The 14,225-nt window shown below is 35.2% G+C and carries 17 protein-coding genes and 1 pseudogene; 11 read left to right on the top strand and 7 right to left on the bottom strand.

The window, feature by feature from the left end; translation table 11 throughout:
* Position 1: 1 nt before the first annotated feature.
* Positions 2 to 1,360, bottom strand: a complete 1,359-nt coding sequence (locus JKP34_RS10580) for a sigma-54-dependent transcriptional regulator (RefSeq protein WP_201920830.1) — start codon at positions 1,358 to 1,360, stop codon at positions 2 to 4.
* A 150-nt stretch (positions 1,361 to 1,510) separates the two neighbouring features.
* Here JKP34_RS10580 and JKP34_RS10575 point away from each other — a divergent pair, with 150 nt between their 5' ends.
* The 8 genes from JKP34_RS10575 to JKP34_RS10540 all read left to right on the top strand — a co-directional run bounded on the left by JKP34_RS10575 (position 1,511) and on the right by JKP34_RS10540 (position 5,838).
* Positions 1,511 to 2,179, top strand: a complete 669-nt coding sequence (locus JKP34_RS10575) for a DUF502 domain-containing protein (RefSeq protein WP_201920827.1) — start codon at positions 1,511 to 1,513, stop codon at positions 2,177 to 2,179.
* 56 nt (positions 2,180 to 2,235) lie between these two features.
* On the top strand, positions 2,236 to 2,796 hold the full coding sequence (gene pth / locus JKP34_RS10570) for an aminoacyl-tRNA hydrolase (protein WP_201920824.1): 561 nt from the start codon (positions 2,236 to 2,238) through the stop codon (positions 2,794 to 2,796).
* Between the two features lie 102 nt (positions 2,797 to 2,898).
* Positions 2,899 to 3,312, top strand: coding sequence for a 6-pyruvoyl trahydropterin synthase family protein (locus JKP34_RS10565; protein WP_201920821.1), 414 nt, complete (start codon positions 2,899 to 2,901; stop codon positions 3,310 to 3,312).
* Positions 3,287 to 3,985 (top strand): GTP cyclohydrolase I FolE, encoded by a 699-nt coding sequence (gene folE, locus JKP34_RS10560; protein ID WP_201920818.1) that lies wholly within the window; start codon positions 3,287 to 3,289, stop codon positions 3,983 to 3,985. The genes JKP34_RS10565 and folE overlap by 26 nt, the downstream gene beginning before the upstream one ends.
* 101 nt (positions 3,986 to 4,086) lie before the next feature.
* A complete protein-coding gene (locus JKP34_RS10555; RefSeq protein WP_201920815.1) occupies positions 4,087 to 4,797 on the top strand; it encodes an SDR family NAD(P)-dependent oxidoreductase in 711 nt (236 codons plus the stop codon).
* A gap of 60 nt (positions 4,798 to 4,857) precedes the next feature.
* Positions 4,858 to 5,298 carry a hypothetical protein gene (locus JKP34_RS10550; protein WP_201920812.1) on the top strand — a complete coding sequence of 147 codons (441 nt, stop codon included), beginning with the start codon at positions 4,858 to 4,860 and terminating at the stop codon, positions 5,296 to 5,298.
* A gap of 4 nt (positions 5,299 to 5,302) precedes the next feature.
* Positions 5,303 to 5,551, top strand: coding sequence for a hypothetical protein (locus JKP34_RS10545; protein WP_201920809.1), 249 nt, complete (start codon positions 5,303 to 5,305; stop codon positions 5,549 to 5,551).
* A gap of 41 nt (positions 5,552 to 5,592) precedes the next feature.
* Positions 5,593 to 5,838, top strand: coding sequence for a hypothetical protein (locus tag JKP34_RS10540; protein ID WP_201920806.1), 246 nt, complete (start codon positions 5,593 to 5,595; stop codon positions 5,836 to 5,838).
* A gap of 12 nt (positions 5,839 to 5,850) precedes the next feature.
* On the opposite strand, the gene JKP34_RS10535 is transcribed toward JKP34_RS10540, so the two are convergent.
* The 4 genes from JKP34_RS10535 to JKP34_RS10520 all read right to left on the bottom strand — a co-directional run bounded on the left by JKP34_RS10535 (position 5,851) and on the right by JKP34_RS10520 (position 8,931).
* Positions 5,851 to 6,402, bottom strand: a complete 552-nt coding sequence (locus tag JKP34_RS10535; RefSeq protein WP_201920804.1) for a hypothetical protein — start codon at positions 6,400 to 6,402, stop codon at positions 5,851 to 5,853.
* Between the two features lie 8 nt (positions 6,403 to 6,410).
* The gene (locus JKP34_RS10530) at positions 6,411 to 6,782 is read right to left on the bottom strand and encodes a DUF1987 domain-containing protein (protein ID WP_201920802.1); all 372 of its coding nucleotides are present in this window, start codon (positions 6,780 to 6,782) and stop codon (positions 6,411 to 6,413) included.
* A 2-nt stretch (positions 6,783 to 6,784) separates the two neighbouring features.
* Positions 6,785 to 7,333 carry a SiaB family protein kinase gene (locus JKP34_RS10525; RefSeq protein WP_201920799.1) on the bottom strand — a complete coding sequence of 183 codons (549 nt, stop codon included), beginning with the start codon at positions 7,331 to 7,333 and terminating at the stop codon, positions 6,785 to 6,787.
* Positions 7,334 to 7,428: 95 nt separating this feature from the next.
* Positions 7,429 to 8,931 (bottom strand): peptide MFS transporter, encoded by a 1,503-nt coding sequence (locus JKP34_RS10520; protein WP_201920796.1) that lies wholly within the window; start codon positions 8,929 to 8,931, stop codon positions 7,429 to 7,431.
* Between the two features lie 215 nt (positions 8,932 to 9,146).
* Here JKP34_RS10520 and pckA point away from each other — a divergent pair, with 215 nt between their 5' ends.
* On the top strand, positions 9,147 to 10,769 hold the full coding sequence (gene pckA / locus JKP34_RS10515) for a phosphoenolpyruvate carboxykinase (ATP) (protein WP_201920793.1): 1,623 nt from the start codon (positions 9,147 to 9,149) through the stop codon (positions 10,767 to 10,769).
* Positions 10,770 to 10,831: 62 nt separating this feature from the next.
* The gene (locus JKP34_RS10510) at positions 10,832 to 11,485 is read left to right on the top strand and encodes a peptidoglycan DD-metalloendopeptidase family protein (RefSeq protein ID WP_201920789.1); all 654 of its coding nucleotides are present in this window, start codon (positions 10,832 to 10,834) and stop codon (positions 11,483 to 11,485) included.
* Here the strand turns inward: JKP34_RS10510 and JKP34_RS10505 are convergent.
* A pseudogene (locus JKP34_RS10505) lies at positions 11,482 to 12,773 on the bottom strand (NupC/NupG family nucleoside CNT transporter). The gene JKP34_RS10510 and the pseudogene JKP34_RS10505 sit on opposite strands and share 4 nt — an antisense overlap.
* 137 nt (positions 12,774 to 12,910) lie before the next feature.
* Between JKP34_RS10505 and JKP34_RS10500 the strand changes: the two are divergent.
* Positions 12,911 to 13,600 (top strand): 16S rRNA (uracil(1498)-N(3))-methyltransferase, encoded by a 690-nt coding sequence (locus JKP34_RS10500; protein WP_201920786.1) that lies wholly within the window; start codon positions 12,911 to 12,913, stop codon positions 13,598 to 13,600.
* 43 nt (positions 13,601 to 13,643) lie between these two features.
* Here JKP34_RS10500 and JKP34_RS10495 read toward each other — a convergent pair whose 3' ends face one another.
* Entirely contained in the window at positions 13,644 to 14,129 is a 486-nt protein-coding gene (locus JKP34_RS10495) for a hypothetical protein (RefSeq protein WP_201920783.1), read from the bottom strand.
* Positions 14,130 to 14,225: the final 96 nt, after the last annotated feature.

Below are 14,225 nucleotides of genomic sequence, written 5' to 3'. Positions count from 1 at the left end.
ATTACAACTCTTTGATATTTATATCCTCTGATTTAATCATATTATAAACTGTAGATTTGCCTATATCAAGTTTATTGGCAACCTTAATAACGTTACCATTGTATTTTTTAAGGTAATGAGTAATAATATCTACTTGATACTCTTTTAAAGTCTTTTCTCCACCATCTAAAAAACTGCTCTCTTTCCCAATACTTCTGAAAGTAATGTCTTCTCCTGTAATCTTGCTTCCATCAGCCATAGCACATGCCAAATCTATTACAGCTTTTAGTTCTCTAACATTACCAGGATAGTGATAATCGAGTAGCTTTTGTCTAGCACTTTCTTCTAAACTGAACTTTTTTATCTTATTATCCTTAGCATATTCTCCTACAAAATGATCTGCTAATAAAATGATATCCTGATCCCTATTACGTAATGGCGGTAGCTCTACAGGTAAGCCAACAATTCTGTAGTAAAGATCTTCCCTGAATCTTCCTTCCTTTACTTCTGTTGCTAAATCCTTATGAGTGGCTGTTATAAGCCTGGCATCGAAACTAATTGTTTTATTACCTCCTACTCGAACTACTTCACGTTCCTGAATTACTCTTAGTATTTTACTTTGAATATTAAGATCTAGTTCGGCAATTTCATCCAAAAAAATAGTCCCTCCGTTTGCAGCCTCAAACTTTCCTATCTTTTGTGAAACTGCTCCGGTAAACGCACCTTTTTCATGGCCAAATAACTCACTTTCCACTAATTCGGCAGGCATGGCTGCCATATTAACTGCTATAAAAGGTTTCCTTTTCCTGCTACTATTATAATGAATAGCCTTTGCAACAAGCTCCTTACCCGTTCCCGTTTCACCGGTAATAGAAATATTGATGTTAGACTTTATAGCTTTTTCTAAATGCTTAAAAACGGTTTTAATCGCCTTACTTTGACCTATGATAGAATTATCGAATAAATAATTGTCTTCTATCTGCTCTCTTAGCTCTTCAACCTCCTTTTTTAACTCAGTATTCTCACGAACATTTATAATGGATTTCCATAGCACATCTTTTGTATGATCATCCTTTATAATATAATCCCGAGCTCCATTTTTCAATAATGATACCGCTACACTAATATCCTCCTGACCACTGATTACAATTACAGGCATATTTATATCTACCGCCTTAATTTTGGTCAAAAGTTTATCACCACTCAAATCGGGTAAACCAAAGTCTATACAAACTACATCAGGTTTTTGATAAAGATTCTTCAGGCAATCAGATGCATTGTCAAAAAGAGTTACTTCATAATCAGGATTGAGGCTTAAATGATGCTTAAGCAATTCCCCGTACCAGGGATCGTCCTCAACTAAATATATAGAAAATACCATGTTTTAGGATTTTGGTCCTTTAATGTAAGTAAAATATTTGAATCAAAATACCTTTAGCTGTTCAAAAGTGTTCTAATAAAACAACCGTATTATTTTCTAAATAAGCCGAATAAATTGAAATTTACGGTAAAGAATTAATCTCAAACTTACATGAATAATAACACCAGTTTAAGCCCTCAGAATTACGATAATGAAAAGGAAAGCTTTTGGTCCAAGCAGTTTTTTATAAAAACGCTCTTAAACGGATTACTTTTAATACTTCCTATTATTATAGTACTGTTCTTATTATCTCTAATATTCAAGCTGTTATTTAATGTTATAGCACCTTTAAGTGCATTGTTAGATCAAAATGCAGAATCACATACTTGGTTTATCAACATACTCGCATTACTAATTTTAGTATTATTCATTTTCATCTTCGGATTAGTGTTAAGAAATAGAAGAGGTCAGCTATACTTTAACAAATTTGAAAGAAGATACCTGGTACAAATTCCTCTCTATACTTCCATAAAAGAAACGGTTACTCAGTTCTCGGGAGTAAAAAAGATGCCTTTTTCACAAGTTGTCCTTGTTGACGCCTATGGCACAGAAGTGTTCTTAACAGGCTTTGTAACTGAGGAAATTACTGATGATCTGTATACTATATTTGTTCCTACCGCACCTAATCCAATGAATGGAAACATATATCACGTGCCTAAAAAACAACTCAAATTTCTTGATATTGAATCTGAAAAAGCAATGAAATCAATTGTTGGCATGGGTACGGGATCCTCTCTACTTTTTAAAGCTCAGGAAAAAATGGATTACAGACATGAATAATAAATACTTAACTTTGAAGCTGTTATTTTAAATTATAAATACCTTTTACTTAATAGATGAAGTATCTAATCGTAGGACTAGGAAACATTGGTCCGGAATATGAGCTAACAAGACATAACATAGGCTTCTTAACGCTAGACAGAATTGCCGATAAGCAAGGTGCTCAATTTGAAACACTCAAATTAGCTATGAAGGCTGAATTTAAGCATAAAGGACGTCAAATTCATTTGATAAAGCCTACTACTTATATGAACCTATCGGGTAAAGCAGTTAATTATTGGATGCAAGAGCTCAAAATCCCTAAAGAAAATATTCTGGTGATTACAGATGATATTGCTATCCCTTTTGGCAAATTAAGAATGCGAGCGAAAGGATCAGCTGCCGGACATAATGGACTTAAAAACATTGAAGATTTAACTGGCGGCCAAAACTATGCACGACTAAAGTTTGGTGTAGGAAACGACTTCCATAAAGGTCAACAGGTCGACTATGTACTTTCTCCTTTTACACAACAGCAATTTGATGAGTTACCTTTCTTAATGGACAAAGCAGCCGATATGGTACTAGGCTTTTCTACCATAGGCATCAATAGAACAATGAGTGAATTTAATGACTGAGTATATAGTCAAATAAATTTGTTTAATATTTATAAAAGAATGTTAAACATAAAACAACATAAAGGGTTCATAACCGTATATCAATTTCGAATAAACTAATTAATGAGAGTATCCGTTTTTAGAAAGGAACATTTTAACGCAGCCCACAGATTACATAATCCTAACTGGTCAGACGAAAAGAATACGAAAGTATTTGGCAAATGTAATAATCCAAATTACCACGGCCACAACTATTATTTAACTGTAAAAGTTACCGGAGAGGTAGATCCTGATACAGGCTATGTGATGGATGTAAAAGTTCTAAGTGATTTAATTGAAAGCAAAATACTTGACAGGTTTGATCATAAAAATTTAAACCTTGACACCGAAGAATTCGCCCAATTAAATCCTACGGCTGAAAATATAGCAATAGTGATATTCAATTTGATAAGGCCAGAAATTGATAAAAAGCTGGACTTAAAAATCACACTGTACGAAACTGAAAGAAATTATGTTGAATACCCCGCAGAATCATAAAAATTTGAATGACCTGGATAATATAGACGACATCGGAGATGACCATGTAGGCTCTCAAGCAGAAACTCCTCTAAGAGCTGATGCTTTTGAAATGGATGATGAGCTTAAAATGGAGCTTATAGCCAAGCATTTCAAAGAAATAATGCACGTTTTAGGAATGGACTTAACTGATGATAGCTTGAAAGGCACACCTGCCAGAGTTGCTAAAATGTATGTTAAAGAGGTGTTTAGTGGGCTAAACCCAGAAAACAAGCCCCAACCGAAGCTATTTGAGAACAAATACAAGTACGATCAAATGTTAGTGGAGAAAGACATTACCTTCTACTCTCATTGTGAGCATCATTTTGTTCCTATTTACGGTAAAGCCCACGTTGCTTATATATCAAGCGGAAAAGTTATAGGGTTATCTAAAATCAATAGAATAGTACAGTATTATTCCAAGCGGCCTCAAGTTCAGGAACGCTTAACTGTGCAAATTGCAGAAGAATTAAAAAAGGTATTGGAAACTGAAGATGTAGCAGTAGTGATGGATGCTTCACATATGTGTGTTTCCTCAAGAGGCGTTGGAGATACTAACAGCAGAACAGGAACCTCATATTTTGGTGGTAAATTTAATGATGATGCTACCAGAAGAGAATTCTTAAACTATGTAAATACGCCAAGTAAAGATTGACCGGGACAAACTTTTAGATGAAAGGGAGCTATGGCTCCCTTTTTTTATGTTTAACTTTCAAAACATATTGTTAAACATTCTGTTAGCCAAGAAAAAATAATATGTCATTAAAAGGAAAAAATATATTAATCGTTGGAGCCAGTTCAGGCATCGGAAAATCATTAGCTGAAAGTCTAATAAAGGAAGATGCAAAGTTATTTCTTGCTTCAAGATCAAAACCTGATATATCTGGCGATTTCACTTACATAGAATTGGATGTACTGGATATTTCAGATGAACTTGACAGCCTACCTGATGAACTTCATGGGCTTGCTTATTGTCCTGGCTCTATCAATCTAAAACCTTTCAGGAGTTTAAAATCAGATGATTTTATAGATGATTTTAAACTTAACACATTAGGAGCTGCTACTGTAATCCAAAAATGCCTCAAAAAACTAACCTCAGCAGAAGGTTCAAGCATTGTGCTGTTCAGTACAGTTGCTGCTAATACTGGGCTATCTTTTCATGCATCAATTGCCTCGGCAAAGGGTGCACTACAAGGCCTGGCATTAAGCTTAGCATCTGAGCTAGCTCAAAAGAAAGTTCGTGTAAATGTAGTGGCGCCAAGTCTTACCGATACACCACTTGCCAGCAACTTATTATCAAATGACGATAAAAAGGAAGCCTCTAACAAACGTCATCCAATAGGTAGATATGGAACTGCTAATGACATTTCTAATGCCGCCAAATTTCTGCTAAACGATGATAATTCGTGGATAACAGGCCAAATTATTGGAGTAGATGGAGGAATGGAAAGAATAAGAAACATTTAATAACATTAGGGCTATGTGCCAGTTAACAATATACTTTCATATAATAACATCAAATAAGAAATGAGTAATACAAAAGAGAACATTACAGATAAATTAGAATTGATACACACACATGAGCATGCCACTATTGAAAAGGTGGAAGGTAAACCTATCGCAATTGTAACAGCAACCAGTACCTATATACCTATTGAAGAATTTCAAAGTATTTTTAAGCGTATTGGGGACTTAGTTGAAAAGCATCAACTTACTAAGCTTATTTTTGACAAACGTGCGCTAACAGTTTTTCATCAACCATCAATGGAGTGGTACTTTACTGAGTGGAAAGAAAAAATGTGGGATAAGGGTTTGAAAACTCATAGAAAGATTTTACCTGACAATAAAGTTTTTCAACAAAGTGTTAAGATAGGCCGAGAAAAAATCAAAAATGAGAATCCTAATTTGAAGTTCAATCAAATGGATATTCAGTATAAAGATGATCTACAGTCAGCAATAGACAGCTAATCCTATGGCAGAGAAGACAGTTGAAGAATTAAAGAAGGAGTTAGCATTAGCAAAGAAAGAGATATCTCATCTTAAGGAGAAGTATGATTCTGACATTGTTGATATGCAAAAGGAAATTAAATACTTGAAAGAGCAGTTAATGGCGCAGCAAGGAATGTTAAACAATGCCATTACTTATGCCACAAAGTTAGAGTCAGATTTTAAAGGCTTGAAAAAAGAAATCGATTCTGGTAATTTTGAAAGTATACATTAATGAAATTGTCGCCTTCGGGCGACATTTCTAAATTGAAAGAGATGGAGAAAAAGATACCGGAGTCGTTTTACATATATAGGGAGCTACTTTCAAAAATAACCAGGCAGAAAGAAGAGCTAAAAAAGAAATATCAGTTCAAAATAGATTCTTTAACTTCTGAGGTTGATTTCTTAAAAGAACAAATTGATGCTCAGAACACTATGATCGCCCAAACCATAGAATACATGGAGAGACTTGAAAATCAAGTAAATAACATGAATGTGGCTATTAAGGAGGATAAGAAATGAAAGAGGTAGGTCTTATTTAAATAATTTATCCGCAACTGTCGATTTACCTTTTAAAGCTTGTCGCATCATATAACGCTCTACTATCACATCAATTGGTTTTAGCAATATAGCTATACCTAATTTGAATATGAAACCCACTTGTTCGTTCCCAAATTTTTGCTCTACTATTGGTTCTAGCAAGCCTTCTGAAATCACGAATAAAATAATGGCTATTAAAAGTACGATAGATGAGGCCTTTCTACCTACTTTGGCTTTTACGAGCTGATCGATTGTGTCTTGAAGAAGTTGATTATTAACCTTGAGGTCATCATTTATCTTATTAATTTCTTCTGACTGCTTTTTGAGCTTTTCATTGGCTTCATTTAATTTGGCATGTAATCTATCACTCACAGAAGTAAGCAGCTTCGCCTCACCAATTAGGCGCTCATACTTATCACAAAGCTTTTTGTAGTTCTCCTTTACTGTTTCTGCAGGTATATTATCATCTTCCGAAAGCTTACGAACTTCCTTCAGAAAATCAATTTCTGCCTGAAAAACATCTGATTGAGCTACAGCTTTTGCCATTAATTCATTTAGTCTTTAATCTGAATCATTCGAAATGGAACTTTAATAATTTCCTTAAAATCCTCTCCTGATTCCTGCATATCCTCATCAAAATACCAGTCAACACTTAATTCTTTACCCGTTTGAGGTATTTTTTCAAGTTTTCTGAATATTTCAACCAAACACTTTGAGGAGCTAGTATTAAAATACTCTAATTTAACTTCAAAATTAGTAGAATCCTTTGGGTTATTTACATAATCATCTAACCAATCGAGTAATGGCTTATAAAACTCGATAGAATTCTCTGGGATTGATCTTCCGGATATCAAAAAAGTATCCGCTGCAGGATTAAAATCAAGTTTCGGTGTTTTAGGTGTTGCTTCTAAATAATAAGCCTCCATAGTTATTGATTATTATTAATATTTACTTTCAAGCTAAATAATGAGAACTCCTTATCAAAATTAATAAAGTCATAATCCAATCTGTTTCCAGATTTTCTTACCATATCCATAATACCTAAGCCGGCTCTACCATTGTCAGAAATAGCCCCTTTGTCAAGTCTATCTCTGTAGCTTTCCCTTAAACTATTTTCATCCATCTTATTTACTTCTTCAATGGTATCTTTGAGCTTATCTATTTGTTCATTCCTAATGTAGTTACCGGAAAGCACTTCGTATCCATCATTTCTCTTAACCAAAAGAATATAAACATTTCTTAGGACTTGAGAAACCCTGGTATTTTCTTCGCTGCTGTGGTAGACATTTTGAACGACTTCGACCAGAATATTAAAGATTTTTTTCTTAAGTCGTGAATTATACTCGACCATACCAAGCTTATTTTCGACTATTGTCATCAGATTAGATATAAGAGTTTCATCAATAAAACCCTTATATCCAAAAAGTAACTTATCGCTTTCTTTAAGCTTATTATATTGATCGACCGTATTCAACATTCAGAGCTAAAATAGCTTTTATTCATAATTAAAACACTATAATTTATAAATAATTTACTATTGTAGAACAATTCGGTGATTTGTAATTGACAATTTTACTTCACATTGCCTGTTAGCTTTCTTATAAGCGGGCTAAAAATGAGAAGTATCAACCCTGCTCCTACTGTAAACAGTGTAATAAATGTAAATATATCTGGTAATAAAGATGGATTTGCTTCTATAGCCTTTTCATCAAACTCTCCAGCCACTAATCCTGCAATTAAATTACCAAAAGCTACTGACATAAACCATGCTCCCATCATCTGACCAACCAATCTTTTCGGGGCCAATTTTGTAGTAGCACTCAGTCCTACAGGACTTAAAAATAACTCACCAGCTGTATGCAACATATAAGTTAATAATAACCAGCCATAAGAAGCTTTAGTATGCTCTACCACAATAAATGAAGCAATAATCATTACGGCAAAACCCAATCCAAGGAGAATTAGTCCAAAGGCGAATTTTATCGGAGTATTTGGGTTCAAATTCTTGGAAGCTAATTTTACCCATAGCCATCCAAAAACAGGTGACAATATAATGATGAACATTGGATTAGCACTTTGCAGAACGCTAGCTGCCATTTCATAACCAAATATATACCTGTCAGCATACCTACTAGCAAATAGATTTAATGAACTACCTGCTTGTTCAAAACCAGACCAAAAAATGGCGGAAAATATTAACAAAATTGCCAGAGCTCCGACTTTCTTCTTCTCATCGGAATTCAGTTTTCCAAATAAGAAAATCGCTAAAAAGAATAATATTAATACTGAAGCTAAAATATATTTAGAAATACTAGCTATGTAATAGGCGTTTATGTTTATATATCCTAAAGTAGTTAGTAGTACTAAGACAACCAGTGCCACTAAGAATATAGTAATACCTATTTTTACTTTTGATCTGAACTTTAATTGCTTTTCATCTTTAGCATCGTAACCTTCAGGCACCGCTCCAACATCTCCTAAATACTTTTGTGTCGCTTTATATTGAATTAATCCAATTAACATTCCAAAGCCAGCAATTCCAAAACCTAAATGCCAATTAACGTTCTCACCTAAAGTACCTACGATTAGTGGCGAAATAAAAGCACCTATATTAATACCCATATAGAAAACAGAAAACCCTGCATCACGTTTTGTAGGTTGATCCTCGGGGTACAAGCCTCCTACTATACTGGAAATATTAGGCTTTAAAAGACCAGTCCCTATTACAATCAATATCAAACCTATAAAGAAAAACTCGGTCATAGGTAGTGCCATACTAAAATGACCTAGGGCAATTATGATACCTCCGTACCATACTGATTTTTGCAAACCGAAAAAGCGATCGGCTAGCCAACCACCTGGTAAAGCTAGTAGATAAACAAACATGGTGTACAAACCATAAATGGCTGTAGCCTGCTTATCATCTATACCTAGACCACCTTTCTCGATAGCTGCCACCATAAATAAAACCAAAATGGCGCGCATTCCATAGTAGCTGAATCTTTCCCACATTTCAGTAAAGAAAAGTGTGGCTAATCCTCTAGGATGGCCAAAAAACGTTTTCGTAGAACTCATATATTTATCTTTTTCTCAATTTTACAAAAGGCTAAAGCTAATATGAGCAGTTGATTAAAACAAGTTGATTATGTAAATAGGCCTCTAAATAGGTAGATAGTGTAGTTTTTACACTTTGCAAACGGTTGCATTTACTGAAAAAATATCTTTTTCGACTCTATTATTTACTTAACTTTGTGAGCCTAAATCTTATCAACTATTAAATTCTTATATAAATGAAGGAATTTGGATTGAAGTCCTCAAAAGCCGGATTAGAAAGTATTGGTATCCAGAAAGTTGCTGAAGCTCACTGGAATTTAACACCTGCCGAATTAACGGAACATGCTCTTGCTAATAAAGAAGGAGTTTTAACAAGTACTGGCGCTTTAATGTGCGATACAGGTAAGTTCACAGGTCGTTCACCTAAGGACAAGTTTATAGTAAAAGATGCTAAAACTGCCGATAAGGTATGGTGGGGTAATATTAACATCCCATTTGATGAGGATAAATTTGATGCACTTCATCAGAAAATGTTGAAGTTTTTAGAAGACAAGAAAGTGTATGTAAGAGATGCTTACGCTGGTGCTGATAAAACTTATAGATTAAAATTAAGAGTTGTAAATACACATGCTTGGCATAACCTTTTCTGCTATAACATGTTCCTTCGTCCTGAAACTTATAAGTTAAAAGACTTTGAACCAACATTTACTATTATTAATGCGCCTGAGTTTGAGGCCGATCCTGAAGTAGATGGAACAAGACAGAAAAATTTTGCGATTGTCAACTTCACAAAAAATATCATATTAATCGGTGGTACTGGCTATGCTGGTGAAATGAAGAAAGGTATTTTCTCTGTGCTTAATTTCACTTTACCTACTGACCACAATGTATTATCAATGCACTGTTCAGCTAACATGAGTGAGAATAGAGATGGTGATACAGCTGTATTCTTCGGGCTATCAGGAACAGGAAAAACCACACTTTCAGCAGATGAAAACAGAGGTTTAATAGGTGACGATGAGCACGGTTGGACTGAAAATGGTGTATTCAATTTTGAAGGTGGTTGTTATGCAAAAACGATAGATCTTACAGAGGAGAAAGAACCTCAGATTTATAAAGCCATTAAATTTGGTGCCATTGTAGAAAACACAAGGTTCATACCTGGTACAAGAGAAGTTGATTATACCAATACTGAGGTTACTGAAAATACAAGAACTGCTTACCCTATCCACCACATCAATAATGCTGTTGAGCCTTCTATTGGTGGAATACCTAAGAATATTTTCTTCCTAACCTGTGATGCCTACGGTGTTTTACCTCCTATTTCTAAGTTGAATAAAGGTCAGGCAATGTATCATTTTATCTCAGGATATACTGCTAAGGTAGCTGGTACGGAAGCTGGTGTTACTGAACCACAAACAGTATTCTCTGCTTGTTTTGGAGCTCCATTTTTACCATTACACCCAACAGTTTATGCTGAGATGCTAGGTAAGAAAATGGATGAGAACAAGGTAAATGTATGGTTGGTAAACACCGGTTGGTCTGGTGGTCCTTACGGAGTTGGCTCAAGAATGAAGCTTAAATATACAAGAGCCATGATTACCGCAGCACTTAATGGTGGTTTAGATGAGGTAGGTTACAGAAATCACTCTATTTATGGCTGTGCGATTCCGGCTACTTGTCCTGATGTTCCTTCGGAGGTACTTAGCCCAAGGGAAACATGGAAAAACGATAAAGGCTATTACGAAATGGCTAATAAGCTGGCAACGGAATTTATCGAAAACTTTAAGAAATTTGAAGAGTTCGCCAATGACGAGATTATGGCGGGAGCTCCAAAACCAAATTTGAGTAAAGTATAATTTTAGTTTTACATAATTTTTAAGACTGCTCCTTTTCATTAAGAGCAGTCTTTTTTTTGACTATGGCAAATCAACATAACTTTGATTCACTGGATATATACCCTGTAATGGGTGAAAAGATACATGCCAACAATAGTGTGGTAATGGATTTTACTGAAGACAATAAAAAACTAGCTAAGGTTGATCTTTCTGACACCAAGAAGTTCACTGATTACGTTTTTAAGCAATTAGGCAAAAAGAAATTTGGATACGGTGGCTATTTGGAAAACCGGGTGATTTATAGAAGAAGTGAACACTTTCAGAAAGGAGATTCTCGCTCTATGCATTTAGGTGTGGATGTTTGGACTAAAGCCTATCATCCTTTATTTGCTCCATTCGATAGCGTAGTACATAGTTTTAAAGACAATGATAATTTTGGTGATTATGGACCTACCATCATACTTGAGCATGACTTAGTTGGTAAAAAACTTTATACATTATATGGTCATTTAAGTTTAAAAAGCCTTAATGACATAAAAGAAGGTGATATCATCAAAAAAGGAAGTGCTTTTTCCGAATTAGGAGATTATCCTGAGAACGGTGACTGGCCACCACATCTACACTTTCAGGTAATTACTGATTTAGAAGGCAGAAGAGGCGACTTTCCTGGCGTTTGTGCCCCGTCAGAACTACCTCATTATCAGAAAATCTGCTTAAACCCTTATAGCTTTATTTAAGAGGCTACTAAAGCTCCGGCAATTGTAGCCGTCATCATACAAGCTAAGGTTGCTGCCAATAATGCACGCATTCCTAATTTTGAAAGATTACCTTGTTGATTAGGGGCCATCCCTCCTATTCCACCAACCTGAATGGCGATAGAGCTAAAGTTAGAAAATCCGCATAGTGCATAAGTTGCTATTACAATTGATTTGGAGGATAAAATACCATCAGCTTTCATTTTAGCTAGATCCAAATAAGCAACAAACTCATTTATAGCAGTCTTCTGCCCTAACAGACTTCCTACTGCCAAAGTATCAGACCACTCTACTCCCATGGCAAAGGCAAAAACTCTAAATATCTGACCTAGAATATATTCCAGACTGAACTTATCAAATGTGCCACCAGTGGATTCCATAATCAGCGCATTCAGACACCAGTCCAATCACCTATTAGATCCCCTAACAAATAATTAATGGCCGCAATAACTGCTATAAAAGCCAATAACATACCTGCAATATTCACTGCTAACTTTAAACCATCAGAAGCACCTCTTGAAAGGGCATCAATTAAATTAACCCCCATTTTATCCTTACTTACATGCAAGGTATCATCAATCTCATCAGGATTATTCTCAGGGATCAAGATTTTAGAAATTACAATGGCAGCTGGTGCGTTCATAATTGAAGCACTTAACAAATAAGAAGCAAACATGGCTTTTTGTGCCGGATCATCTCCACCAAGAAATGCTACATATCCAGCGAGAACGCCACCTGCAATCGTAGCCATACCTCCTGTCATTAAACACATCAATTCCGATCGTGTCATATTAGGAACAAAAGGTCTCACCAATAAAGGTGCCTCCGTTTGACCTAAAAAGATATTACCAGCTGCAGATAAACTTTCTGCACCAGAAAGACGCATAGTACGCGACATGATCCATGCTATACCATACACGAGTTTTTGTAGCACTCCCAAATAATAAAGACCAGCTGTAACGGTAGAAAAGAATATAACCGTGGGTAGTACCTGAAAAGCAAAAATAAATCCAAAGGTGTCGGAGGCTAGATCACCAAAAAGGAAACGTGCTCCATCACCTGAGAAGGAAAGGAATACAACAAATGCCTCAGAGACTTTCATAAAAATCATCTCCACGAAAGGCACCTGCGTTATTAGAAAGCCAAAAACAACTTGAAGCCCCAAACCCGTAATGACCAGGCGCCAATCAATCTTTTTTCTATTAACTGAAAAGAGATAAGCAAAACCTATCAAAACCAGCAGTCCAATAATTCCTCTTAGGTAGTCCATAATTTTTTCAAAGCCACAAAAATAAGGGAAAGTCCTCAATATAAAAACCTTATAAAGAGTTATAGCTGAACGCTTGAAAATGTCTCTAAAAAAGGTGAACTATTGTTGCTGTGCGAAACAATTAGTTATTTAGCATTATGAATTTATTTTACCAGCCCAACTTACCCGAAGCTACTTATTTAGATACAGAAGAATCAAAGCATTGCATAAAGGTACTAAGAATGCAAGCAGGAGATTCTATTGAAGTTATTGATGGAAAGGGCAGCTTATTTAAGGCAGAAATTATCGAGGCGAACCATAAGAAATGTAGTTTTTCCATACTTGAAAAAATAACCACAGAGCAATCTTCATTCCGGAAGCACGTTGCTATTGCACCGACTAAAAATATTGACAGGATAGAATGGTTTGTTGAAAAAGCAGTTGAAATCGGCATAGATGAAATTAGCTTTATATTATGCGATCATTCTGAGCGCAAAATATTAAAGCCAGAAAGACTAGAGAAGAAAGCTGTAAGTGCTATGAAGCAATCTTATAAGTTTTGGATGCCCAAAATCAATGAGCTAAAGCCTTACAATGATTTCCTTCAACTGAAACATAGAGGGTTGAAATCCATCGCTTTCGTAGATTTCGAAAACCCCGTTCAATTAAAGGATCTATTAGACGGTAAGCAAGACAGCCTTGTATTAATCGGGCCCGAAGGTGACTTTAGTGAGCAAGAAGTTAAACTAGCAGAAGAAGCAGGTTTTAAAAAAGTAGGATTAGGCAATAGCAGATTAAGAACTGAAACCGCTGGTATTGTAGCTTGTCATTTGATGAATTTAGCTTAGCAAATTTTCATTCTGGCATTACCGTTTACTCATAAAAGTAAAATTAATTAAGATTAGCAGTATCTAATTCAATGAATCTTTCAGATAGACTGTCAGAAAAAATGGTTTTTATTTCAAGGAGTTCAATATTAATGGCTTCTATCAAGAAGTAAGTCGTGTCAGTTCCCCAAGATACGCCTAATGTATCTGTTGGAATATAAGCGGTTTCAGTAGCTGGTATAAACCATGATCCTTCAAGCGTATCCGTTATTGATGTACATGAATCAGAAGGATTAATGTAGTAGGCCTTATCCTTGTCACTAGTTGAAGCGGTAAATTCAAATATCAATTGTCTAGCTACCTGACAGGAATCATATTGAACAGCTTCTCCATTTCTGTTTCTCTCAGTTAACTGCCATTTCTTTTCACTCGCATTTGACAATAGTCGCTGTAATTCTACTCTTCTGAAATCCTCAAAATTAGGCTCATTGGGTATGCATGAGCCTGCAAGTAGTAAAATAACCAATATTAAAGCTGCTGATCTAAACATATCGACAAATATAGTATTAACTGTTGGCTCAATTCCAATTATAAATTGATTTAATAAACTACATATTGTAAAAGTGAAGTATAGACTTCAAAACAA

Origin of the sequence: Marivirga atlantica (genome assembly GCF_016734805.1) — a bacterium.
GTDB lineage: Bacteria > Bacteroidota > Bacteroidia > Cytophagales > Cyclobacteriaceae > Marivirga > Marivirga atlantica.
The sequence above is the reverse complement of the archived record's forward strand: the minus strand, read 5'-3'. Positions and strand labels throughout refer to the sequence as shown.

Coding starts and splice junctions, on each gene's coding strand:
- JKP34_RS10530 (WP_201920802.1), bottom strand. CDS start 6,782: ATGGAGGCTTATTATTTAGAAGCAACACCTAAAACACCGAAACTTGAT.
- JKP34_RS10500 (WP_201920786.1), top strand. CDS start 12,911: ATGAATTTATTTTACCAGCCCAACTTACCCGAAGCTACTTATTTAGAT.
- JKP34_RS10525 (WP_201920799.1), bottom strand. CDS start 7,333: ATGTTGAATACGGTCGATCAATATAATAAGCTTAAAGAAAGCGATAAG.
- JKP34_RS10550 (WP_201920812.1), top strand. CDS start 4,858: ATGAGTAATACAAAAGAGAACATTACAGATAAATTAGAATTGATACAC.
- JKP34_RS10535 (WP_201920804.1), bottom strand. CDS start 6,402: ATGGCAAAAGCTGTAGCTCAATCAGATGTTTTTCAGGCAGAAATTGAT.
- pth (WP_201920824.1), top strand. CDS start 2,236: ATGAAGTATCTAATCGTAGGACTAGGAAACATTGGTCCGGAATATGAG.
- JKP34_RS10565 (WP_201920821.1), top strand. CDS start 2,899: ATGAGAGTATCCGTTTTTAGAAAGGAACATTTTAACGCAGCCCACAGA.
- folE (WP_201920818.1), top strand. CDS start 3,287: ATGTTGAATACCCCGCAGAATCATAAAAATTTGAATGACCTGGATAAT.
- JKP34_RS10580 (WP_201920830.1), bottom strand. CDS start 1,360: ATGGTATTTTCTATATATTTAGTTGAGGACGATCCCTGGTACGGGGAA.
- JKP34_RS10545 (WP_201920809.1), top strand. CDS start 5,303: ATGGCAGAGAAGACAGTTGAAGAATTAAAGAAGGAGTTAGCATTAGCA.
- JKP34_RS10575 (WP_201920827.1), top strand. CDS start 1,511: ATGAATAATAACACCAGTTTAAGCCCTCAGAATTACGATAATGAAAAG.
- JKP34_RS10495 (WP_201920783.1), bottom strand. CDS start 14,129: ATGTTTAGATCAGCAGCTTTAATATTGGTTATTTTACTACTTGCAGGC.
- JKP34_RS10555 (WP_201920815.1), top strand. CDS start 4,087: ATGTCATTAAAAGGAAAAAATATATTAATCGTTGGAGCCAGTTCAGGC.
- JKP34_RS10510 (WP_201920789.1), top strand. CDS start 10,832: ATGGCAAATCAACATAACTTTGATTCACTGGATATATACCCTGTAATG.
- JKP34_RS10520 (WP_201920796.1), bottom strand. CDS start 8,931: ATGAGTTCTACGAAAACGTTTTTTGGCCATCCTAGAGGATTAGCCACA.
- JKP34_RS10540 (WP_201920806.1), top strand. CDS start 5,593: ATGGAGAAAAAGATACCGGAGTCGTTTTACATATATAGGGAGCTACTT.
- pckA (WP_201920793.1), top strand. CDS start 9,147: ATGAAGGAATTTGGATTGAAGTCCTCAAAAGCCGGATTAGAAAGTATT.